21 protein-coding genes are annotated in these 23,353 nt (G+C 61.4%); 12 read left to right on the top strand and 9 right to left on the bottom strand.

The features are described from left to right. Window positions 1-2: 2 nt before the first annotated feature. From Q0908_RS12545 to Q0908_RS12530, 4 genes are read right to left on the bottom strand one after another with little or no spacing between them, the layout of a single operon-like run. Window positions 3-1,331, bottom strand: coding sequence for a hypothetical protein (locus Q0908_RS12545; RefSeq protein WP_299284721.1), 1,329 nt, complete (start codon window positions 1,329-1,331; stop codon window positions 3-5). Further along, on the bottom strand, window positions 1,331-2,101 hold the full coding sequence (locus Q0908_RS12540) for a methyltransferase domain-containing protein (RefSeq protein WP_299284718.1): 771 nt from the start codon (window positions 2,099-2,101) through the stop codon (window positions 1,331-1,333). The genes Q0908_RS12545 and Q0908_RS12540 overlap by 1 nt, the downstream gene beginning before the upstream one ends. Continuing rightward, complete coding sequence (locus tag Q0908_RS12535; RefSeq protein ID WP_299284715.1) at window positions 2,098-2,499, bottom strand: GtrA family protein; 402 nt, start codon at window positions 2,497-2,499, stop codon at window positions 2,098-2,100. The genes Q0908_RS12540 and Q0908_RS12535 overlap by 4 nt, the downstream gene beginning before the upstream one ends. 2 nt (window positions 2,500-2,501) lie before the next feature. Then, complete coding sequence (locus Q0908_RS12530) at window positions 2,502-3,458, bottom strand: glycosyltransferase family 2 protein (protein ID WP_299284712.1); 957 nt, start codon at window positions 3,456-3,458, stop codon at window positions 2,502-2,504. 254 nt (window positions 3,459-3,712) lie between these two features. On the opposite strand from Q0908_RS12530, the gene Q0908_RS12525 reads away from it, so the two are divergent. Both Q0908_RS12525 and Q0908_RS12520 read left to right on the top strand, forming a co-directional pair. Next, complete coding sequence (locus Q0908_RS12525; RefSeq protein ID WP_299284709.1) at window positions 3,713-6,493, top strand: protein kinase; 2,781 nt, start codon at window positions 3,713-3,715, stop codon at window positions 6,491-6,493. A gap of 87 nt (window positions 6,494-6,580) precedes the next feature. Further along, window positions 6,581-7,510, top strand: a complete 930-nt coding sequence (locus tag Q0908_RS12520) for an aminotransferase class IV (RefSeq protein WP_299284707.1) — start codon at window positions 6,581-6,583, stop codon at window positions 7,508-7,510. A 25-nt stretch (window positions 7,511-7,535) separates the two neighbouring features. Here Q0908_RS12520 and hpaR read toward each other — a convergent pair whose 3' ends face one another. Beyond that, window positions 7,536-7,973: a homoprotocatechuate degradation operon regulator HpaR gene (hpaR, locus tag Q0908_RS12515; RefSeq protein WP_299284704.1), complete on the bottom strand. Its 438-nt coding sequence runs from the start codon at window positions 7,971-7,973 to the stop codon at window positions 7,536-7,538. 149 nt (window positions 7,974-8,122) lie between these two features. On the opposite strand from hpaR, the gene hpaE reads away from it, so the two are divergent. Genes hpaE through Q0908_RS12485 form a run of 6 tightly spaced genes read left to right on the top strand, consistent with a single transcriptional unit; the run spans window position 8,123 to window position 14,598 of the window. After that, on the top strand, window positions 8,123-9,634 hold the full coding sequence (hpaE, locus tag Q0908_RS12510; protein WP_299284701.1) for a 5-carboxymethyl-2-hydroxymuconate semialdehyde dehydrogenase: 1,512 nt from the start codon (window positions 8,123-8,125) through the stop codon (window positions 9,632-9,634). Further along, window positions 9,634-10,617 carry a 3,4-dihydroxyphenylacetate 2,3-dioxygenase gene (gene hpaD / locus Q0908_RS12505; RefSeq protein WP_299284698.1) on the top strand — a complete coding sequence of 328 codons (984 nt, stop codon included), beginning with the start codon at window positions 9,634-9,636 and terminating at the stop codon, window positions 10,615-10,617. The genes hpaE and hpaD overlap by 1 nt, the downstream gene beginning before the upstream one ends. Window positions 10,618-10,675: 58 nt before the next feature. Further along, a complete protein-coding gene (locus tag Q0908_RS12500) occupies window positions 10,676-11,311 on the top strand; it encodes a paraquat-inducible protein A (RefSeq protein WP_299284695.1) in 636 nt (211 codons plus the stop codon). Between the two features lie 11 nt (window positions 11,312-11,322). After that, window positions 11,323-11,952, top strand: coding sequence for a paraquat-inducible protein A (locus Q0908_RS12495; RefSeq protein WP_299284997.1), 630 nt, complete (start codon window positions 11,323-11,325; stop codon window positions 11,950-11,952). Beyond that, complete coding sequence (locus Q0908_RS12490) at window positions 11,945-14,029, top strand: MlaD family protein (protein WP_299284692.1); 2,085 nt, start codon at window positions 11,945-11,947, stop codon at window positions 14,027-14,029. The genes Q0908_RS12495 and Q0908_RS12490 overlap by 8 nt, the downstream gene beginning before the upstream one ends. Before the next feature lie 2 nt (window positions 14,030-14,031). Continuing rightward, window positions 14,032-14,598, top strand: a complete 567-nt coding sequence (locus Q0908_RS12485) for a membrane integrity-associated transporter subunit PqiC (protein WP_299284689.1) — start codon at window positions 14,032-14,034, stop codon at window positions 14,596-14,598. On the opposite strand, the gene Q0908_RS12480 is transcribed toward Q0908_RS12485, so the two are convergent. From Q0908_RS12480 to Q0908_RS12465, 4 genes are read right to left on the bottom strand one after another with little or no spacing between them, the layout of a single operon-like run. Next, entirely contained in the window at window positions 14,595-15,230 is a 636-nt protein-coding gene (locus Q0908_RS12480; RefSeq protein WP_299284686.1) for an ABC-type transport auxiliary lipoprotein family protein, read from the bottom strand. The genes Q0908_RS12485 and Q0908_RS12480 overlap by 4 nt on opposite strands. After that, the gene (locus Q0908_RS12475; RefSeq protein WP_299284683.1) at window positions 15,227-16,555 is read right to left on the bottom strand and encodes an MlaD family protein; all 1,329 of its coding nucleotides are present in this window, start codon (window positions 16,553-16,555) and stop codon (window positions 15,227-15,229) included. Before Q0908_RS12475 ends, Q0908_RS12480 begins: the two co-directional genes overlap by 4 nt. A 22-nt stretch (window positions 16,556-16,577) precedes the next feature. Then, window positions 16,578-17,354 (bottom strand): ABC transporter ATP-binding protein, encoded by a 777-nt coding sequence (locus Q0908_RS12470; RefSeq protein WP_299284680.1) that lies wholly within the window; start codon window positions 17,352-17,354, stop codon window positions 16,578-16,580. Further along, window positions 17,351-18,475, bottom strand: a complete 1,125-nt coding sequence (locus Q0908_RS12465; protein WP_299284677.1) for an ABC transporter permease — start codon at window positions 18,473-18,475, stop codon at window positions 17,351-17,353. Before Q0908_RS12465 ends, Q0908_RS12470 begins: the two co-directional genes overlap by 4 nt. 74 nt (window positions 18,476-18,549) lie before the next feature. On the opposite strand from Q0908_RS12465, the gene Q0908_RS12460 reads away from it, so the two are divergent. From Q0908_RS12460 to Q0908_RS12445, 4 genes are all read left to right on the top strand, one after another. Beyond that, window positions 18,550-18,687, top strand: a complete 138-nt coding sequence (locus tag Q0908_RS12460; RefSeq protein WP_299284674.1) for a hypothetical protein — start codon at window positions 18,550-18,552, stop codon at window positions 18,685-18,687. A 10-nt stretch (window positions 18,688-18,697) separates the two neighbouring features. Further along, window positions 18,698-20,260 carry a peroxidase family protein gene (locus Q0908_RS12455; RefSeq protein WP_299284671.1) on the top strand — a complete coding sequence of 521 codons (1,563 nt, stop codon included), beginning with the start codon at window positions 18,698-18,700 and terminating at the stop codon, window positions 20,258-20,260. Between the two features lie 189 nt (window positions 20,261-20,449). After that, the gene (locus Q0908_RS12450) at window positions 20,450-21,415 is read left to right on the top strand and encodes a hypothetical protein (protein ID WP_299284668.1); all 966 of its coding nucleotides are present in this window, start codon (window positions 20,450-20,452) and stop codon (window positions 21,413-21,415) included. 51 nt (window positions 21,416-21,466) lie between these two features. Next, a complete protein-coding gene (locus tag Q0908_RS12445; RefSeq protein ID WP_299284665.1) occupies window positions 21,467-23,329 on the top strand; it encodes a peptidoglycan-binding protein in 1,863 nt (620 codons plus the stop codon). Window positions 23,330-23,353 lie beyond the last annotated feature (24 nt).

The following is a 23,353-nucleotide window of genomic DNA, read 5'->3' as shown; positions in this document are numbered from 1 at the left end:
GCTCAGTTCTGGCCCAGACGCAGGGCCGTGTCTGAACAGCCCGCATCTGTCGCGCACAGCGTCACTGTTTTGCCCGTCAGATAGTGCAGCCGAAACACCAACGCGGAGGGGTCCTGCACCCCTGCCTCTTGCGCGGACGGGGTCTGCATCACATCACCCACAATGTCCGCAGGCCCGTTGACGGCTTGGACGGCGGGTGCAAGTGCGCGCGTCTCGGCCTGCCAGCCGCGATAGGTTGTGTATTGCATAAAGGTTTGCAGCAGATAGCTGCCCACGATCAACAACACGAGATTGAGCGCCAGCCGCGCGGCCAGAGTGGGCTTGATACTGAGGACTTGCACGGCGCGCACGATGATCGCGGCGTAAATGACCCACGCGAACAGAAAGGAGCGGGCAGGCACAATCGCCCCCATCTTGAGGATTTGCACCACCACAAGCGCCATGCCCATCCACAGCCCGGCTTGCAGATACAGCGCTTCTTTGGGGACATGACGCGCCAGTACCAGCGTCCCGCCTACCAGCATCGCCAGATGGAACCAGACGGCTGGGGCAAAACCAAAGCTCGCTTTGATCATCAGATCGCTGAGGGATTGGGTGACAAGCGGGATATTCTGGACCATCCCCGCGATATCAGAGGCCGGGGACGCCGCGCGCCAGGCCGCCAACGGCACGCCGAAGATGCCGTGAACCTGATAGTTGATCGCATAGACGATCAGGACCGCCGCCGCAAAGGAGGCGACGAACAGGCCAAGCAACCCGGCCAGGTCGCGCACCGATCTCTCAGAGCTGCGTACCAGGGCCATGGCGAGGATCAAAAGCGGGTAGGTCGTGTAGGACATAAAGCTCGCCACGACAAAGATGGGCATCAGCAGCCGGTGCGTGCGCGGGCGCAGGACGCAGCCAAGCAGCCCATAGAGCGTCACCAGTGCGAGGCCGGGCATCAACGTATTGAACCACAACGATATCAGCGTCGCAGGCGGTGCGATCAGGATCAGCAAGGCCAGGATCAGGCCGTGGCGTGCCGCCCCGGTGGCGGCAAAGGCGAAGCTGGCCGCAAAGCCGGCCCAGAGGGCTTGGTAAACCGCGAAATTCAGCCACGCCGGGGTCACCACCTCTCGCAGATGCCACAGGTAGTTCAGCCACCGGCCCTCGTGCAGCGTCTTGGGCCAGAACCCGGATGGGTCGGCCAAAAGGGCGGGGAAATCGTCGTAACGGAGCATGGGGTCGCGCAGGTTGGGCAAGCTGACCAACAGGGCGGCGGCGAAGGTGACGGCCATCAGCAGCCACAGACCCCGTGCGGTCGGGGTCGCATCGGCTGCGACGGGGGGCACTACGACAGGCTCGTGCGGGTGTTCATCCGCCGGGCATTTGCAGCCAGAACGGCGGCGCGGACCTGCGCAATCCGCGTGACAGCCCCTTGGGGCAGGTTCGCCACGACCGCGCGCCGCGCCCGCCATGCCAAATCACCGGCGTTCTTGACTTGCAAGCCATCGGCGAGCGCATGGGTGCGGATCGCCTCGGGCAGGTGCGCAGCACCCGCCTCGTTCACATACAGGATGGCGTTATAGCGATACCACGGCTCGACCGAGCGGTCGGATTTCAGATGCGGGCGCAGGCAGTCATAGGCGCGATATCCGCGTGCCTCGAACTTGGCCTGCCAGAACGACAGGGGTTGCTCGTTGACGTGAAATTCGCCGCCCTGTCCAACCACGGCTGCCGAAAACAAGACCCGGTCCGAGGCTTGGGTGAGGCTGTCCACCAGCGCATCAGACGCGGCGGTTGGCAGGTGTTCCCCGACCTCAAGGCTTTGGGCCAGATCAAAGCGGCGGCCAAGGTCCAAGGGCTTGGTCAGATCACCTGCGTGAAACTGGGCGGCGTCAATTGCCAACTGGCTGCGATCCACATAATCGCCGTCCACTCCCAGCACATCCAAAGCACCCGCGCGTTGCCATTCATCCAGCCACACGCCGCGCCCGCATCCAAGATCGAGCACACTTTGCGGGGCCAGCCATTTGGTCATCAACCCGGTCAATGCCTTGGCCGAACGCCGCGCGCCGTGGTCGATGTAATCAAAGAACGTATCGTTATAAATATGCGTCATTGGGATGTCTCCGCAGGGGATGATCCATGCGCGAAAACCCATCGCGACATGATCAGATAATTCTGGATCGGCAGCACAAGGGTCACGATCGCAGCCGCACCCCAATGCGGCAGGCCAAGTGCGGGCTGCGCGATGCCGGTGATGAGCGCGGAACTGAGCAGCCCGCAGCCGATCATCGCCACAAATCGCGTGATCTGTGGCCCATCCTTGAGAGGGGCACGAAAGGTAAAGGCGGCTTGGCCTGCATATTGCACAGCAACGGCCAGCAAGAATGCAGCACCGTTGGCCACAGGTTGGGCCAGCCCAAGCGTGAGCAGGCCGAGATAGAGCGCGACATAAAGCAGGGCGACGGTCGCCCCGACGCAGGCAAAGCGCAGGATTTTTGCAGACTGATCCATGATCACGCCCGTGTTTGCAGCCGGGCAGAGGCGTCCACGACCGTGCGCGACTCCTCCGCGACGAAATAAAGGGGGCGGTTTTTGGCCTCGACATACAGCCTGCCGATATATTCACCAAGGATGCCCAAAGTCAGCAATTGCACGCCCGAGAATGCCGCAATCGCCAGCACGACCGAGGCCCAACCGGGGGCCGTCTGATACAGGATCAACGAGCGGAACACGTAGATCATCATCAACCCGGCGACGCCGAGGCTGACAAAGGACAGCCGTGTCGCCAGCTTGAGCGGCTTGGTGGAAAATGCGGTCATCGCGTCGATGGCAAAGCGCAGCATCTTGCGGAAGGGGTATTTGGTTTCGCCCATGTGCCGTGGGGCGCGAGCGTATTCGATGCCTATCTGGCTATAACCGACCCATGCAAACATGCCGCGAATGAAGCGTGCCTTTTCGGGCATTGCCAGAACCGCGTCCAAGGCGCGGCGACTGACGAGCCGGAAATCACCGGTGTCCTTGGGGATCGGTACATCCGACATGGCGTTCAAAAGGCGATAAAACACATGCGCGGTCGCGCGTTTGAACAGCGTCTCGCCCTGCCGTTCAGCACGCCGCCCATAAACCACATCGTGGCCGCGATCCATCATCGCCATCATGTCGGCCAGCAATTCAGGCGGATCCTGAAGGTCTGCATCAAGCATAAAGATACGCGCCCCGCGCGCCGCTTCGAGCCCTGCGGTCAACGCGATCTGGTGCCCGCGGTTGGAGGACATACGCAAGCCGCGCAACTGGGGGCAGGTCGCCTGCGCTTTGATGATCGCCGCCCATGTGCCATCCGTGGAGCCATCATCGACCAGCAAAATCTCGGCGCGATCCTTGTAGGGCTCAATTGCCTGAACAAGCCGGTCCACCAGATAGGGCAACGACTCTTCTTCGTTCATGCACGGAACCACAACAGACAAATACATGTGCTTTACTCCAACTTATGCAGACCCGTTTGCCTGTGGTTTGTGGCGATTATTGGGCCGAGGTTGGAAAAATACTGTTCACAAACAATGAACAACGCCATCCGTGGTTGTGATCGTCGTAAAGAGGTGCACCCAATCCTTGTCGCAGATTGTTGATCTGCTTAGTCTCGCGCCAAATCCGGACGGTCATGTGTGGGATGTGGCGATGACGCTGCATTGTGTGACCAAACGCAGTTTTGCATTAAGGAATTATGATGGCTGATCTCAGCACCGAGCAGATGTCGTTTCTGACGACCCACCTTGCCTATGACTCCAAGGGGTACTTTGCCAAACGCAACATGGCTGCCCGGCTCAAGGAGTTTTGGCGTCGCCGCGATAAGGCCGAGGCCGAACTGGGGGTCCTGCCGCCCGAGCATCCGCAGCGCGCTGTCGTTGAAAAGGGGATCGCGGACGCCACCAAAAAGGCCGAGAGTGGCGACCTCAAGGGGGCTTACGGCGACCTCAAGGCGATCAAGGAAAGCGCGCGCGCGGCGGCCAATACGGTCAAGAATGGTCTGAACCCGGCGGTGATTGGCGCGGATATCGCAACGCTCAAGAACAAGATCCAGGCGATGTTGACGGCCAAGCAGGCGCTGACCCTTGATACCGATAGCCAAAGCCAGGACGTGATCGACCGCTGTGCCTTGATCACCGATCCCGCCACCGGCGCGGATCGCGAAGAAATCCTTGGTCTGCTTGGGGCGGCGCAACGCGAGAAGCTGGTTTTGATCGGGCAGATGGATGCGCTCCAGACGGCTGTGTCCGGGCGGCTCGACGCCTATGGTGCGATGCACGCCAGTGCGCCGACCGTCAAATCGCTGATCGCATTGATCGGGCACAACATGGCGCTGCTGAACAAGGAACAGCCCGGAAAGCTGCCCATGAGCTACAATGGGGACTACATGGCCGCGCACGAGACGGCGCGCACCCATCACCTCAGCGGAAATGGGGCTGAGTTGCGCACCGAACTGGAGGCGCAGCTCAAAGAGCGGCGTTTGGCCTTGCTGAATGCCCTTGCGGCCAAAACCACACCTCCGCCCATGGAAACCAGCGCAAGCACCGATAACGATGGGACCGCATTGACGGGTGACACGGCCAAACAGGCGGAGGCCGACGTTGCCGAGCGGTTCAAGGTGGTCGAGGCAAGGCAGGCGGAACGATGGGCGCAGGCTCAGGAGCAATACCGCCAAGCGGTGTTGCAGGACAATTTCGCCCTTGGGCTGACGGATGCGGTGGGTTTGCCAACCAACAGCAAGACACGCGAATTTTCGACCGTGGACTTCTTTGAGGACATGGATCTCGATCTGACCGACACCAGCCGCACCGCCGACGAGATGGCGTTGGTTGCTGGCAACGGGATCACATCAGCGTTGCAGACCCTGCTTGCGACCCCAGGCCCGATGCCGGACGAGGCGTTTGAAATGTGCGCCCGTGGGTACGAGGATTGGTGCGTGGAGGCTGCACGGGCCTCCGGCATCCCGTTTGATCCCGAGAACCCAAATGACACCGATCCAGATCAGCTTGCCCGGCTTCAAGCTGCGGCCACAGCGATGAACAAGGCCGCATTTGATGCGTTCCCGAACAAGGCAGCCTTTGACGACACCGGTACACCGACCTCGTTTGTGTTGGACGGTGTGACCTTTGACGACATCACGTTTCTGGGGCGCGGGGGCGGCGGCAAAGTCTTTCGCGCGGTTCATCCCGACACCGGTGCGCCGGTAGTGTTGAAGACCCCGATTGCGGCCAATTTCGACGCGGACAGCACGGATGAAACCATGCATGAGAATTTCCGCTCCGAAGCGTTGAACCACCGCGCCGCCACGGGCGGAGAGGACGGGGCATGCCACGACAATATCCTCGATATGAAGGGCATGGTGCTGGCCCCCAACGGGATCCCGCTGATCGTCATGGATATGGCGGATGCGGGCGACGCACATGCCTATACCGATGCGATGGCGGCTTGCGAGGATACGGGCCTGATGTCTGAAAACGCCCGTCAAGCGATGATGGCCGCCCAAATGCGCGATGTCGTCAAAGGGATGCAGGCGATGCAGCAGGGCGGTATGACGCACCACGACCTGAAAGAAGCGAATATCTTTCTGACCTCGGACGGGACCTTTAAGGTGGCGGATTTCGGGCTGGCCCATCATGTCGACAGCGGCACGGATGTTGTGAAGGATCTGAATGAATGGACGCCCGGCTATCAGCCGCCCGAATTGCAGGGAGAGGGGGATGTGACCCAAAAGTCCGACAACTTCACCTTGGGTGAAATCCTGCAACGCATCACCGACCCGATCCGCAAGCAGGGGGAATACAGCGAAAAGTTTTCCAGCGCGAACCCGGTCACAAGTCAAAAGGTGGACGATGCGGGACAGGCGACATCAGCCTCGGCACTGGATCGTCTGATCAACAGCCTCAAGCAGCCTGATCCCACCAAGCGTCCGACATTGGACGCGGTTTTGATGTCGAGTTACTTCGACGATATCGATTCCAGCTATACCGCTGAGAACGTGGACCGCCTCAAGGCGGCGACGGCCGAATACGCGCGCACAGCGGGTCGTAAAACCGGTGAGATCGCCGCGCATATCAACGCATTGAAGGGTGATATCCAACGCCTTGAGCTGAGCAAGACAGATGCGTTGATCGAGGTTCAGATCAGTCACTTTGAGCGATTGCAAGCCGACCGTGAGAGCGAATTGGCCGTCACTCGATCAAAAGCGGCAAATGCCTTTGATGAAATGAAAAAGGAGCAACTGGACCAGCGAGCGGCAAGTCTTGAGAAAACCATCGCCGGTATCGCAGACAAGATCGCCGGGTTCCGCCAGAAACTTGGTCATCCCAAAGATCGGGTCGAGATCGAGGCCATCGACAAGAAGATTGAGGCCACGCGCGCGCAGATCATCGGGATGGAAAAGCAGATCGCGGAAATCCATGACGATCCGCAATACGCCGCCATGCTTGCCGAACTTGCAGAGGCCAACGCCGCCTTTGCCTGATATGCGAGCTGCCGCTGCGGATTGCGCTGTTGTCGCATCATCACCTGCGCCATGTTGGGGTCTGACCATATCTGCGAAGGACCCGACATGACCGACACACACATTTCGACCCATGATGCGGCCATGGATGCGCGCAACGACGACATCCTGATTTATGTGGATGGGGCCGTGGTGCATCGGGACGAGGCCAAGGTGTCAGTTTACGATTCCGGCTTCATGCTGGGCGACGGGATATGGGAGGGGATGCGGCTTTATGACGGGCATATCTCGTTCCTGGCCGAGCATCTGGATCGGCTTTATGAGGCGGCGCTGTACCTTGACCTTGATATCGGCAAGACGCGCGCCGAACTGACGGATGCGATCTGGCAAACCCTGAACGCGAACGCGATGACGACGGATGTGCATATCCGCCTGATGGTCACACGCGGGCGCAAGAAAAAGCCGTTTCAGCATCCGCATCTGAGCGTCTATGGCCCCACGATTGTGATCATTGCCGAACACTCCAAACCCGACGCAAGCATCGTGGATCGCGGCATTCGCCTGCACACGGTGCCCCATCACCGGGGCCTGCCGCTGACACAGGATGCCAAGCTGAACTCGCATTCCAAGCTGAACTGCATCATCGCGCTGAACCATGCGGTCCGTGCCGGGGCGGATGAGGCGCTGATGCTCGACCCGTTCGGCTTTGTGAACACCACCAACGCCTGCAACTTCTTTATCGTGCGCAAGGGGGCGGTTTGGACCTCAACCGGGGATTACTGCATGAACGGGATCACCCGCCAGAAGGTGATTGACCTGTGCCGCGCCAACAACATCCCCGTGTTCGAGCGCAACTATTCCCTCGTCGATGCTTACGGCGCGGACGAAGCGTTTTTGACGGGCACCTTCGGGGCTCAGTCGCCGGTGTTCGAAATCGATGGGCGCGTGATCGGGGGCGGCACGGCGGGCCCTGTCTTTCACGCGATCCGCGCGCATTACAAGGCGCTCATTGCCCAAGCCGGTGCCGCGCAGCTTTGACGCTCGACTGCTTCTTGGCAGGCCCTTAGCTGCGCGCGCCGGGGTCCAGACGGCCTAGCAAGTCCAGCAGCGTTTCGTACTGTGCATCGCCTAATGTCTCGCGAAAGCCTGCAACGATTTGGGCGGCCTGTGCAGTGTGGTCATCTATGATCTGTTCGCCCGCTGGCGCAATACGAATGAACTGACGCCGCCGGTCATCACTGTCACGGGTCTGGGTGATCAATCCCTTCTCGCGCATCGTGGTCGCAATTCGGGTCAGGCTTGGAAACAGCAGACTGGCCCGGTCCGCAAGGGTGGACGCATCCAGCGGCCCGTATTCGGACAGCACCCGCAACACCCGCCACTGCTGTTCGGTAATGCCCGTGTCGGCCAGCATCTCGCGGATCGGGGCCATGACCCCTTCGCGCGCGCGGATCAGCGCGATAGGCAGGGAGCGGGAGGTCGAGGGAAGTCTGGGCGCCATCAGGGTCCTTACATCAGCCATTGCTACGGCCAAGCCGGGTATGACAGCGTAGGCTGCGGTTCGGCTCTTCACAGTAATTAACATGTTAAATAGAGTGGATGTCGGATCATGCAATACTGGTCCCATCTTTATAACCGGAGGCCCCGTCAATGAGCGCGCTGGACGACAACATCACCAAGCTGAACGGTTACCTTGAACGTTTCCGCGCCCACGGGACTCCCAATCGGATCGCAGGTCAGGATGTGGCCGGGGCACGGGGTGTGTTCCAAACCCACACACCCGTCGACAAGAGCGTGATTTGTGATGTTGCCCATGGCACTGCGGCGGATATCGACAGGGCTGCCCGGGCCGCTGCGGCGGCTTTTGCCGACTGGCGCGACATGCCCGCCAAACAGCGCCGCGACCTCCTGATCAGGATTGCCGACGGAATCGAGGCGCGCGCGGAAGAGATTGCCTTGTGCGAATGCTGGGACACCGGTCAGACCATCAAATTCATGTCCAAGGCCGCCCTGCGCGGTGCCGAAAACTTCCGCTATTTCGCCGATCAGGTCGGGGGCGCGCGAGATGGGCAGCACCTGCCGTCGCCCACGCTGATGAATGTCACGACCCGCGTGCCCATTGGTCCCGTAGGGGTGATTACGCCTTGGAACACGCCTTTCATGCTGTCCACGTGGAAGATCGCACCCGCTTTGGCGGCGGGCTGCACAGTGGTACACAAACCGGCCGAAGCCTCGCCGCTCACCGCCCGCCTGCTGGTCGAGATCGCCGAAGAGGCGGGCCTGCCTCCCGGTGTGCTCAACACCGTCAATGGGTACGGCGAAGAGGCGGGCAAGGCCCTGTGTGAACACCCGTTGATCCGCGCCATTGCCTTTGTCGGCGAAAGCCGCACCGGCAGTCAGATCATCCGGCAGGGCGCGGACACGCTGAAACGCAACCACCTCGAACTTGGGGGCAAAAACCCGGTGATCGTGTTTGATGATGCAGACCTTGATCGCGCCCTCGATGCGGTGATCTTCATGATCTACTCGATCAACGGCGAGCGGTGCACTTCATCCTCACGCCTGCTGGTGCAGGACACCATCCGGGCTGATTTCGAGGCGCGACTGATCGAACGCGTGAGCAAGATCAAAGTGGGCCATCCGCTTGACCCAGAGACCGAGATCGGGCCGTTGATCAGCGCGGAGCATTTCGACAAGGTGACGGGGTATTTCGACATCGCGCGCGCGGATGGGGCGACTGTGGCCGCCGGTGGCACAACGGTGGGGGACGAGGGGTATTTCGTGCGCCCGACGCTGTTCACGAATGCGACCAATGACATGCGCATCGCGCAGGAGGAAATCTTTGGCCCCGTCCTCACCTCGATCCCCTTCGCGACCGAAGAGGAGGCGCTGAGCCTTGCCAACGACACGGCCTACGGGCTGACGGGCTATGTCTGGACGAACGATCTGACCCGCGCGCTGCGGTTCACCAACCGTCTTGAGGCGGGGATGATCTGGGTCAATTCGGAAAACGTGCGCCACCTGCCGACGCCCTTTGGTGGGGTTAAGGCCAGCGGGATCGGACGGGACGGCGGCGACTGGTCCTTCGAGTTCTACATGGAGCAAAAGCATGTCGGCTTTGCCACAGGCCAGCACAAGATCACCAGATTGGGAGCCTCCTGATGCCCGTCCCCGAACCGAACCTCTATCCCGACTTCAACACGATCCGGCTGAGCCACGTCTGCCTGAACGTCGCGGATCTGGCCGCGAGCCGCACCTTCTACACCGATATTCTGGGCCTTCAGGTGACGGACGAAAGCAACACACATATCTACCTGCGCGCGATGGAAGAACGCGGCCACCACTGCGTGATCCTGCAAAAATCCGACCAGCCCGGCACGGTCGAGGTCATGGGCTTCAAGACATTCGACGAGGACGATCTGGACCGGGCCGCGGCGTATTTCGCGGGCAAAGGGCGGCCGACCGCGTGGGTCGAGCGGCCCTATCAGGGACGCACGCTGCTCACCTCCGACAACGCAGGCATGCCTCTGGAGTTCTATCACAAGATGGACCGTCTGCCCTCGATCCATCAGCAATACGCGCTTTATCGCGGGGTCAAGCCGCTGCGCATCGACCACTTCAACTGCTTCTCGCCGGATGTGGATGCCTCCGTCGCCTTCTACAGCGATATCGGGTTCCGGGTGACGGAATATACCGAGGACGAAAACAGCGAAAAGCTGTGGGCCGCATGGATGCACCGCAAGGGCGGTGTGCACGACATGGCCTTCACCAACGGGACGGGGCCGCGCCTGCACCATGTGGCGTTCTGGGTGCCGACCCCGCTCAACATCATCGACCTGCTCGATCTGATGGCGACCAAGGGGCATGTGGGTAATATCGAACGGGGGCCGGGGCGGCACGGGATTTCCAACGCCTTCTTCCTTTATGTTCTCGACCCGGACGGGCACCGGATCGAGCTTTACTGTTCGGATTATCAGACGGTCGATCCGGACCTCGAACCGATCAAGTGGGACCTGAAGGACCCGCAGCGCCAGACGCTTTGGGGCGCACGCGCTCCGCAAAGCTGGTTCGAGCATGGCAGCGCCTTTGTCGACACCCCGACGGTTGCACCTGCGCTGAAGGCAACGCCGATCGTCGCACCATAGCGACCCGCTATCCCTTATGACGCCTGTGCGCGCCTGCAAAACCTGCTAAATCAGAGGGATGAGCACAGCGCCCCCGATTCCCCTCGACAAGCTGATCGTGTGCACCCATTGCGATGCGGTCTACGCGCTCGAGCGGCCGTCGGCGGGGCAAAAGGCGACATGCGCGCGCTGCGGCACGGTGCTGATCACGCCGCGGCGCAAGGCGGGCTTGCAGATCATCGCCGTTTCCATCGCGATTGCGATCCTGATCGTGGCTGCGACCGTCTTTCCCTTTCTATCTATCTCGGCGGGGGGGACGACGAATTCGGTGTCGATCCTGGATGCCGCGCTGGCCTTCAGCGACGGGCTGCTGATCGCGCTGGCGCTGGCGACGGCGGCGTTGATCATCTTTGTGCCGCTGGCGCGGGTCTTGCTGACGCTTTATGTGCTGATCCCCGTCGTGCTCGACTATCCGCCTGTGCGGGGGGCGACACAGGCGTTTCGCTTTGCCGAAGCCTTGCGGCCCTGGTCGATGGCCGAAATCTTTGCGCTTGGCTGCGCGGTGGCGCTGATCAAGATCAGTGATCTGGCGGATGTGACGTTTGGCCCTGCGTTCTGGATGTTTGCTGTGCTTGTGGTGTTGGTTGTGGTGCAGGACAATTTCCTGTGTAGGTGGTCGGTATGGACGTCGCTGGACAGAACGCGCAAATCCTGAGCGCACGCGAGATGGGCTTCGTCGCCTGCCGACGCTGCACCAAGGTGTGGCCGGCGGGCACGACCACCTGCGGGCGCTGCGGCAGCGCGGTTATCTCGCGCGACACACTCAGCCTGCAACGGGTCTGGGCGCTGTGGCTGGTCGGGTTCATGTGCTACATCCCCGCCAACATGTACCCGATGCTGCAAACGCGCACCTTGCTGAGCGTGCAAGAGGACACCATCGTGGGCGGCGCGATCGAGCTGATCCACTACGGCTCGCCCGGCATTGCGTTTATCATCCTGTTCGCCAGTGTGGTCATCCCCATCGGCAAGTTCCTCGCCATCGGCTTTCTCGCGATTTCGGTCACGCGCCCCTCGGCGGTGTCCAACCATCATCGCCAGGTCCTTTACGAAGTCGTTGAATACATTGGGCGTTGGTCGATGATCGACATCTTTGTGGTTGCCATCATGTCGTCGCTGGTTCAACTAAACACATTGGCCGCGATCAATCCGGGTCGGGCCAGCCTGTTCTTTGCGCTGTCGGTGATCTTTACGATGCTGTCGGCGCAGGCCTTTGACAGCCGCATGATCTGGGACGTGCGGACCGATCAGAAACGCGACGACGCCGAGGGGCGAAAGGGGCACGCCGCCAATGACTGATACCCCGCCGCCGGTCAGGATCGAGCCGGTACGCCGGTCCATATTCGGATCGACCTCGTTCATCTGGATCATCCCGATCCTTGCGCTGGCCATCGCGATGGCCGTGGCATGGCAGAGTTACAACGACCGCGGCCCGCTGATCGAGATCGAGTTCGAGAACGGTGCCGGCATCAAAAAGCGTGATACCGAGTTGCGCTACCGCGATGTGACGGTGGGTGTCGTCGAGGACGTCAAGTTTACGCCCGGCCTTGATGGTGTGGTGGCCAGCGTGCGTGTGGATAAGGAAATTGCCCCCTTCATCGATGTCGGCGCAAGTTTCTGGATCGTGCGCCCCGAACTTAGCGCGCAAGGGGTCAGCGGCCTCGATACCGTGCTGACGGGTGTCTATATCGAAGGGGCATGGGACAGCCAGATCGGCCCCGCCCAGACGCGGTTCAACGGTCTCACCGACACGCCCCTGTTCCGCTATGGGCGCGAGGGCCTGCAGATCGCCTTGCGTACGACGGGGCAGGGCAGCTTGACCGACGATGCCCCCATCAGCTTTCGCGGCATTGAAGTGGGTCGGGTCGGCAAGGCCCAGATTTCGCAAAGCGGCAACTTCGCCATTGCCGAGGCGATCATCTATCACCCGCACAGCCGCCTCATCTCGCGCTCGACCCGGTTCTGGGACACCTCCGGTTTCACCTTCTCGGTGGGTCCCGGCGGGGCCGAGATCGACTTTCAGTCGGTTGCTACACTGCTCAGCGGCGGGCTGACCTTTGACACGTTCGTGTCCAGCGGATCGCGGGTGACGGACGGCTACATGTTCGAGGTGTTCGAGGACGCAGAGACCGCGCGGGCAAGCCTGTTCAACGCTTCCGAAGTGCAGCCCCTCGAGATGCGCGTGGTGTTCGAGGATAACATTTCCGGCCTCGCGGTTGATGCCCCGGTTGAGCTGAGCGGGTTGCAGATTGGCCGGGTACAAGGCCTGTCCGGCGTGATTGATGCCGACGCGTTTGGTGACGAACGGGTCCGCTTGAACGCATTGCTTTACATCCAGCCATCGCGGCTTGGTCTGCCAGGGGAATCCACGCCCCAAGCGGCGCTCGAATTTATCAACAAGCGGATCCAGGAAGGGTTGCGCGCCCGTCTCGCCGCGGCAAGCATCTTTGCGGGCGGGCTCAAGATTGAGCTGGTGCAGGTCGATGATGCGCCTCCGTTTGCCGGGTCCGCATCGCGCGGCGGCATCCCCATCATCCCCACCACCGAAAGCGAAGTCTCGGACGTCGCCGCCACGGTTGAGGGAGTCGTGGCGCGTATCAACAACTTGCCGGTCGAAGAACTACTCGACAGTGTTATCCTGTTCTTGAACAGCGCGCGCGCCTTTGTAGCAAGCGAAGACCTGCAAGGCATGCCGGAGGCGGTCACCGGCTTACTCGGCGATGTGCGCGGGATCGTGACATCCGAAGACGTGCAGGACATCCCGGTCAGGCTGAACGCGACCCTCAGTCGCTTCGAGGCCATATTGGCGCAGCTTGAGCGCGATCAGTTTACCACCCAGCTTGTTGCCGCCGTGGATGCCGCCGCCGCCGCTGCCCAAGGGGTGACCGCATCGGTGTCGGGCGTGCCCGCGCTCATTGCGCAGGTCGAGGAGATCGCCGCAAAGGCTGCGGCCCTCCCGCTTGAGGAATTGACCCAAGAGCTGACCGGGTTGACCGCTTCCGCCAATGCGGTGCTATCGACGGATGCGGCGCGCGCGCTGCCTGCTGACCTTGGTGCGGCGCTGAATGAAATAAACGCCACCTTGCGCGAATTGCGCGAGGGCGGCGCGGTCGCCAACGTCAATGCCACACTGGCCTCTGCCCGGGATGCGGCGGATGCTGTGGCGCAGTCAACGCAGGATTTGCCCTCGCTCGTGGCGCGGGTGAGCGCGGTTCTGGATCAGGCCAGCCGCACGATTGCGGGCTATAACAGGGGCGAGGCACTCAGCCGGGATGCGCAGGCCGCCTTGCGCGATCTGTCAGAAGCGGCCAGCGCCATCGCTGCACTTGCGCGCACCTTGGAACGCAATCCAAGCGCGCTTATTCGGGGAAGATGACGATGATGGGGATTGTGAAACCGGCCTTGGCTGCGGGGCTGATATTGCTGGCGGCTTGTGGGGCTTCGCCGGACCTTTATGCGGTGACGGCCCCCGAGGTTTCGCAGACGCAGCGCATCGCCTTTCGCAGCGTCGAGGTACGCGACGTGTCCTTGCCCGCCTACGCGAGCGCCAACGAAATTGCGGTGCAGGACGAAACAGGCAAGCTGGTCACGGACTCGACTGTGCTTTGGGCTGATGAGCCAGCGCGCGCGCTGTCGCTGGAACTGGCGCGTAATATTGCCGCCCTGTCGGGCGCGCGCGTTGCCCCCGAGCCCTGGCCGTTTGAGGCATTCCCCGACGCTCGGCTAGATGTCCGGTTTGAAACGCTGGTCGCGAATGCTTTGGGTCAATACCGCGCGACGGGCCAGTACTTTGTCAGTGTCTCGGATGGGCGGCGCGAACGATCGGGCGTGTTCGATCTGAGCGTGCCTTATGCCGTCGATGGCGGCCCGCAGGCGATCGCCGCAGCGCGCGGCCAGATCATCGCGGATCTGTCCGTGTTCATCGCACAGAACGGCCTGCGCTAGCGTCCTCGGGCGTGGCGCGCGATCTGGCGAATGCTCCATTCGACCGCGTCGCGCATCGTGTCGCCCAGGGCCTCGTCAAAGGCACCGGCCACATCCGGGGCGGCGTCCGTGGGCGACGCGACAAATTCCTCAAATGACCGCGACCCGATGATCCGATCCGTAAAGGCGTCGATGATCTTGATGTTCAGGCGCACGTCGATTTGCAATGCCTCGGACAAGGCCCCCACCGGGACTGTGGCCTGAAACTCGCGGATGTCTGTGACGATCAGATAGTCGGCGCGCAACCCGATGGTCGAACTGCCCACCGCAGGCACCTTGCCGGAGTTCTCGAAACTCTCGATCAACAGCGCCTGCACGATCAGGGGCGCCCGGTCCACCCACCGTGCATCAGGCAGATATTGCACCTGAAGCGGCGTCGGCTGCACGGCGATCTGATCCGTGTTCACAGAAGCGGTGGCCGTGGGTGTCTCGACCACGATCTGATCGCGCAATTTGGGTAGGCCCGGATCAAAGGTGCTTTTGGGTGTCAGCACGAACAACTCGGTGGGTTGGCTCGCCTGATTGAGGCTGGCCAGACCGGCGCAGCCCGCAAGCATTGTCGAAAGGGCAAGGGTTGCAAGAGGTCGTTTCATCGGCTGAACTCTGAATTCTGGGTGCCAAGCAGGAAGCGGGCGGGGTCCCGTTCGATCTTGTTCACGAGGCGTTCGAGGTTGATGACCAGTCCGCGCGCCTCTTCGGTAAAGCGCAGGAATTCGGGCAGGCCAAGGCGCAGAAACTCGGACAGTTGGCGTTGGTTGCCTGCCACGACTGTCTCAAGAGCGCCGGTGAAGTTGGCCGCCGAGCGGGAGGCCGCAACCACCTCGGTCGAGATCGTGTCGATACTACCCGACGCGTCGGTGATCGTGCTGGTAAAGGCCGTGGCCGCCCCGCGCAGATCCGCGATGATCGCGCCCACGTCGTTTTCGATGATCGTGTTGGCCATCGCGAATGTCTGGTCCGCAGTGGTCAGCGTGGTAGACGCATCCTCCATCGCGGTGTCGATCAGGGCCAGCGTTGTATTGGCGTTCTCAAAGGCAGCCGTAGCGGTGCGCAAGGCAGCGGCCCCGTCATCGGCCAACCCATCAAGGCGTGCGGCAATCCGGGCTGTATCCTCCCCTACGCCCGCGACCACGCTGTTGGCGGTCTGGATCGTTGTGCGCGCATCCTGAGCCAATGGGGTCAGCTCGTCAGTGGTGAAGGTGTTGATCGTGCTCAACGCACCATTCGCGGTCTCGAGCGCAGTTGAGGCACGCACAAGCGTCTCATCCGCCGTGTCGGCCAGTTGGTCCAGCCGCTCGGCAAAGCCGGCCACATTGCGCGCCGCGCTACCAAGGTCGGCCGACAGAGTTTCGAAATCGGCCAATACCGTGTCGAGCCGGCCAGAGGATGCGGCGAGGTTTTCCAGGATGCTCGCGATGGCCACCTTGTTGTCGTCGTCAAACACGTCATTGATGTTATCAAGCAGGGTCACGGCCCGATCCAGCACCTTGGGCGCGCCGTCAAAAACTGATTGCAGCGCCGTGCGCTCGGACGGGATCATGCCGTCATCGGGCAGGGGGGGCGACCGTTCGTTCCCGCCTTTCAGCGCCACATAGCTCACGCCCGTCACCCCTTGTGACTGAAGACGCGCGACCGTGTCGGCGTTCACCGGCGTGTCGGCGTTGATCTCAATCTGGACCCGCACTTGATCGGCATTTTCACCGTCCAGCGCAATATCGATGACCTGCCCCACAGGCACCCCGTTATACCGCACATCGCTGGCTGACCCGAGGCCGGTCACATCCTCGAACCGGATGTCGTAATATGCGTATTGGCGATCCACCTCGACCTTGGCGAGCCACAACAAGAGCCCAAGCGCACCCAGAATGCCTGCCAGCGTGAACAGCCCGATCAGCACATAGTTGGCTTTGGTCTCCATCTGGCGGGGGCTCCTTTTCGGCTCAGGTTTTGCTTTGGGCAGCGCGGGCGCGCGGGCCGGTGAAATATTCCTGGACCCATGGGTGATCCACGTCTGTCATGTCCTCAATGGGCCCTTCGACCAACACCTTCTTCTCTGCCAGTACCGCAATTCTGTCGCAGATCGCATAAAGAGAGTCGAGGTCATGGGTGACCATAAACACGGTGAGGCCGAGGGAGCGTTTCAACTCGCCGATGAGATCGTCATAGGCCGCTGCCCCGATGGGGTCGAGGCCTGCCGTTGGCTCGTCCAAAAACACGATTTCCGGGTCCAGCGACAGGGCGCGGGCAAGGGCGGCGCGTTTGCGCATGCCGCCTGACAATTCCGAGGGCAGCTTGCCACAGGCCAGCGGTGGCAGGCCCACAAGGCTGATCTTGAGCTGGCCCAAGGCGCGCATCAGCGCGTGGTTGAGGTTCAAATGCTCGCGCATCGGGGCCATGACGTTCTGCATCACGGTCAGCGAGGAAAACAGCGCCCCATCCTGAAAGGCAACGCCCCATCGCCGTTCGGCCTGCAAGCGTTCTGCCCGGCTGCCATGCAGCACATCCGCGCCCAGCACATTGATGCTGCCTGCAGCGGGTTGATTGAGGCCGACAATCGTGCGCAGCAGCACCGATTTGCCCGTGCCGGACCCGCCCACGATGCCCAGCACTTCGCCCCGCCACACATCCAGATCGAGGTTCTCGTGCACGACCTGCGTGCCGAACTGGTTCCTCAGCCCGCGCACCTTGATGACCGCCTCGCGTTCCGTGTCGCTCACAATCCGAGCTCCGCAAAGAAGATGGAGAACATGGCATCAACCACGATCACCAGAAAGATGGATTGCACAACCGAGATGGTCGTCTGATGCCCCACACTGTCGGCTGAGCCGCGCACCTGCATGGCCTGCCAGCAGGACACAACCCCGATCACGGCGGCAAAGAAGGGCGCTTTGGCCATCCCGATCACCAGATGGGACACATCGGTGTTTTCCTGCAGGCGCGATACGAACATGCCCGGACTGACGCCAAGTTCGATCCAGCTCATCAACGCCCCCCCGACCAGCCCCGAAACATTGGCGATGAAGCCAAGGATCGGCAGCATGATGATCAGCGCGATGACACGGGGCAGCACCAGGACCTCCATCGGGTCAAGACCAAGGGTGCGCATCGCGTCGAGTTCCTCCCGCACCTTCATCGACCCGATTGAGGCGGTAAAAGCCGAGCCCGACCGGCCCGCCACGATGATCGCGGTCAGCAGGATGCCCAGTTCGCGCAGGATCGAGATGGCGATCAGGTCGACCACAAACACCTCTGCCCCGAACTGGCGCAATTGCGAGGCCCCCTGAAAGGACAGCACAACTCCGATCAGAAAACTCATCAACACGACAATAGGGATCGCGTTGAACCCGGCATCCTGCATCTGGCTGACAAGGGCCGCGGGGCGCCAGCGTTTGGGGCGCAGAATAGTGCCAAATAGGCTCGTCAGCATCTCGCCCGTAAAGCTGAGCAGCGACACCATCGAGGCCCCGACGCCTGCCGTCTTGGCTCCTATACCAGACACCCAGACAAGCAGGCCGCGCGGAATGTCCTCGACGCCTTTTTCGGACGGCAAAGCTTCGCGCACGGTGCGCAGCAGGGCGGTTTGGTTCGCATCGGCACCGGCGACATCGACGCGCACTCCATCGCGCTCGAGCCGGTCTTGCAAATGGGCGATCAACCACGCGCCGCCCGTGTCCAGCGCGTCAAGGTCGCTCAAATCAACGCGCAGCGAGTTGCTTTTGGCGGTGGTGTTGGCAAAGTCGTCGTCGACAAGGTTCAGGTGCTGCGTCACCAGTCGTCCGGCCAGCCGCACAGTCGCCTGTCCGTCGCGATCCTCAAAGGTGAAGGTGGGCTGTGCCATACCAGATCCCGGCGATGTAAGGCGTTGCATTTGATTGTTTTTTTAGATTTGACCGGATCATAACCGAGGACCTCATGAAACGCCATCCGGTCTGTGGCGGCGGACGTATTGGCGGATTTCCGCGTCCCCCTGGCGGGGATGATATTCAACTATTGCTGGAAATGCGTGCGTTGTTGGGGGATGATCGCGGCATTATTCATCCCATTTTCTGAGCGTCCCATTATGCCTTCATTTTCCTATTCAATCCGTCAGACCCTCTTTTCCATTGTCGAGGCGATGCCGCCTCTGGATGCGTGGGTGAACCGGTGGGCGATTAACCGTGTCGTCAATCGCGCCCGGTTTCGACCTCATCCGCTGAGCACTGAACGCGACTATGTTTCTTGGCAGGGTCTCACGGACCGTCGGTGGAGCGCGCGGCATCTGCCGCCGCGCCCTCGCGAGAATGCACCGGACCCGGCCGCCTTGCGCGATCTCTTTGCCCGCCGGGCGGGGAAACAGCGCCTGTGTCCGAAATCAACCTGTCTGTTCCCGGCCTTTGCGCAGTATCTGACGGATGGGTTCATCCGCACGGAGTCCGAAACGCTGACGCCGCATGGGCATGGGGGTGATACCCGGCTCAAGCGCAACACCTCCAATCACGAGATTGACTTGTGCCCTTTGTATGGGCGCACGATTGATCAGACCCATGCGCTGCGCCTGAAGTCGTCCGATATTGGTCAGCGTGGACGGCTCAAATCACAGATGATCAATGGCGAGGAATACGCGCCCTTCCTTTACGCGGGTGGCAAGGTGGACCCGCAATTTGAGGTGCTGGATTCGCCCTTGGGGGACAGCTCGATTGATGACGCGCGCCGCGCCACGCTGTTCGCCTTTGGCGGCGATCGGGCCAATTCCGTGCCGCAGGTGTCCATGCTCAACACCCTGTTTCTGCGCGAACACAACCGGCTTGCGGGCAAGATCGAGGCCGCACATCCCGACTGGGACGATGATCGGGTATTCGAGACGACCCGCAATGCGGTGATCGTGCTGTTCATCAAGATGGTGGTCGAGGATTACATCAACCACATCTCACCCTTGCCCTTCACCTTGCGCGCTGACCCATCAGTGGCCTGGCGTGCGCCCTGGAACAAGCCCAACTGGATCACCACCGAATTCAGCCTGCTTTATCGCTGGCACGCGCTGATCCCCGACGAGATGAAATGGGGCGGAGAGATGCACCCCGTCCACCACACTTTCATGAACAACGCGCTGCTGATAGATCATGGCCTCAAACGTGCCTTTTCGGGCGTCAGCCAGACCCAAGCCGCCGAACTGGGCCCGCGCAACACCGCCGAACATCTGCTGCATATCGAAGAGGCGTCGATCAAGCAGGATCGGTTCTGCGAACTGGCCAGTTTCTCGGACTATTGCGCCTATATGGGGCAGGACCGACCCGCGACCTTCGAGGCGATCTCGTCCGACCCGGAGGTGGCCGCCGCATTGGCCGAACACTATGTCAGCCCGCGCGACGTGGATTTCCATGTGGGTCTGTTCTGTGAAGATCGCGTGCCCAACAGCCCCCTGCCCAATCTGGTGCTTTTGTTCGTGGCACTGGACGCGTTCAGCCAGGCATTCAGCAACCCGCTGTTGTCCGAACACGTCTTCAAACGCGAGACGTTCTCGGCGCCGGGATGGGATGCGATCCACAGCACCGACACGATCCGCGATATCGTTGAGCGCAATGTGGAAGGCGGCGTGGCCGGGACCTTTATCGCCATGACGCGGGATGAGTGGCGGCCCGAATAACCGGCCCCAACGGGGGGTCTGCATCGTTGTCTAAGGCTGTGGCCGATGCGCCGCACTGCGTTCAACTTGTGGGTGCAAAGGCCACAAAACCGTTGGCGTAAGCGCCGCGCGGTAGTTTTCTGTTCATATAAATACCGATTGTTCGTTCTCGTTTTTTTGTTCGATCCATTTTTTCAAAAGGAGCCTGTTGTGTTTCCTTTCAACTCCAAGCCGTTGGCTCGCCTGTGCGCTGCGACATTTGCCTTGCTGGTTTTGTCGGCCTGTATCAGCCCCGGTGCGAATGAATTTGCGGTCTATCAGGCCTCGTTCAATCAGTCCTATCAGGTCGGCCAATCCGTCCTCGACAAGCTGGCCGTGGCCGAGCGTAAGGCGTTCGAAAATGCCCGCGTGCCCATCACGCCCCGCACGGTCTATTTCGATCCGGGCGAGGCGCGCTATCTTGCGCCGGGGATTGACCCGCCTGCGACGGCCTCTTTGCGCAAGTCGCTGGATATTCTGAACACCTACACGCAGACCGTCTCGGGGCTGGCGACAGGGGAATCCGCAACGACTCTGGCCAATCGCCTCACCCAGATCGGAACGCAAGCGACGTCCTTGGGCGCACGTATCGTTGCCCCGGTCGGACCCGGACAACGGGCTGTGATTGACAGTCTGGCCACCCGCGCGCAGCCCTTGCGCGCGCTTGAGCCTGCAACGACAGCCGCTTTCGGTGTGCTGACCCGTGCAGAGTTTCAAAAGACGGTGGTCGAACAGGCCCCCACCATTGATGCGATATTCGACAAGCTGATTGCGCTGACCGGCACCACGGCGGCACCCGGCGCGGGCGGCAAGATCAGCACCGATCCCAAGCGCGCCTGCTTTGAGGCGGCGACGACGTCGATCTTTTGCGTGCTGATCGGGGATTTGCTGTTTGACCGCGACACGATCAGCGGCCTGCGTGGATTTTCGCAAGCCGAGGTGGCGCGGATCGAAGGGTTGCAGGTGTTGTTGGCCAATTGGGTTGTCCTGTTGGAAAACACCCGCGTTGCCTTGGCCCACTCGGTGGATGCCATCGAAAACCGTCAATCGCGTGCCAATTCGGCCAGTATTTTACAGACCATTGCCGAGATGGACGCAGCAGCCCAAGGGGTGCGCGCCGCCCTCGCTGCTCAATAGATTAGGCCCCTATTTTCAGGGCACCCGACATTTTAGAGGAGGACTTTTGATATGGTCACGCTTGAGGATATCCTCGCATTGAAGGACGAGGCACGCCAGAAATACGTCAAAGCCAGTGCCGAGAACCGCCAAGAGGAGATGGTGCGGCTTGAGGCGCTCTATGAAGACCTGAAACGGGCCGAGCAGCGGTTCCGCCTTGGTCAACTCGCCAATGCAGCCGCCGAGATCGCAGGGCTGGCGGACCGGTTGGATCAGGCCACGGGCGAGGTGCAGCACAAGGTCGACACCATGTTCCTCGAGGACCTCAAGGCGGCGGCAGATGCGCTTGCGGAAAAGGCGGGGACGATGATCCGCAAGGTGCGTCACCACCCCGCACCCGAAACTGACCATGAACCCCAACAGATGCCCGTGGTGCCCCCCCCCGCGCCGGATCCGGCCCCAACGCTTCCACCATCTCCATTGCCGGTGCAGGTGGCCGATACCTCTGACGGCCCACCCACAACGGCCAAGGACTATCAGGCTTGGTTTGACGCGGTGCAATTGCGCGATGCGTGGCTTGATCGGATTGATGGCGTCGTGGACCTGATGACCAAGCCTGATCGCACCGTCCGCTATCGGCGGGTCGAGCAGATGACCGGCGTGCCGTGGTGGGTCGTGTGCATCATCCACATGCTTGAGGCGAGCGCGAATTTCAAACTGCACCTCCACAATGGCGACCCGCTCAGCGCGCCGACAGTGCGTGTGCCCGTGGGACGCCCTGAAAGCTGGCGATTGGGTATGACCTGGGCCGAAAGTGCCGCGGACGCGCTGACCGGGGCAGGGCGCAGCCTTGGCAGTGTAACTGACTGGTCCGTCGGCCCCGCCCTCGAGGTACTTGAGCGTTATAACGGCCTTGGCTACCGCAACCGTGGCCGCATGAGCCCCTATCTGTGGAGCGGGTCGGAGTATTTCGACAAAGGGAAGTATGTCGCAGACGGCAAGTTCGATCCCAACGCGGTGTCTCAACAGGTCGGAGCGGCCTGTTTGCTCAAACGGATGATCGACCGGGATCTGGTGACGATATCCGCGCAGCGCAAGGTGATCTCGCCCGCGCCTGCCGGGGTGCTGGGCAGCACGGATATGGCCACGCTGGATCTCAGCCCCTTTCCGCATGCCGCCAAGGAGGTCGACTTTCCCGGGACCCACAACCAGCACTTTGGCAAGGGCACTGACGGGATGACAGCCCGGCGTATTCAGGAATGGTGTGATCTGCATGGGATTTCGACGGCTGTTGATGATGATTTCGGTGAGGGGACAGCCAAAAGCGTGTCCCGTTTCCAGCAGCGCAATGCCCTGCCTGTGACAGGCGAGGTGGACCGCGAAACGTGGCTGCTGCTGACCGCACCCATGCGTCGTGCCCTGATGCCCGTCACCGTCGAGGCGGATTTGAACGCCACCTACCTCAAGATCGCGCGCCAGCACATCGCCCAAGCCCCTCAGGAGCGCGCAGGGCAGAACCGTGGCCCATGGGTGCGTCTGTATATGAAGGGGCGCGAGGGCGATGCGCAGCTATGGTGTGCGGGTTTCGTTTCGACACTGGCCGCCCAAGCAGCACGCGACATGGGGATCAAGATGCCGTTCAAGCGGCAGGTCAGCTGCGACCAACTGGTCAAGGACGCCAAGGCCGCCGGGCGTTTCCTGAGCGAGGCCGCCGTAAAGGATGCGAACCTGCGCCCCTCCAAAGTCCTGCCGGGCATGCTGTTCGTGATCCGCAAGACGGCCAATGACTGGAACCATGTCGGCATCGTTTCAAATGCAAACAGAAGCGATTTTGACACCATCGAAGGCAACACAAATGGCAGCAATAACAACGGTGGTGAAGCCAAGGCCTCGACCCGGAATTACGTGAAAAAGGATTTCATTCATCTGGTCTGATCGGTGTTAATTGCGCAGTAATGT

Source organism: uncultured Tateyamaria sp. (assembly GCF_947494755.1).
Lineage (GTDB): Bacteria > Pseudomonadota > Alphaproteobacteria > Rhodobacterales > Rhodobacteraceae > Tateyamaria.
Note: the sequence above shows the minus strand (reverse complement) of the source record. Positions and strands in the feature narration are given on the sequence as shown.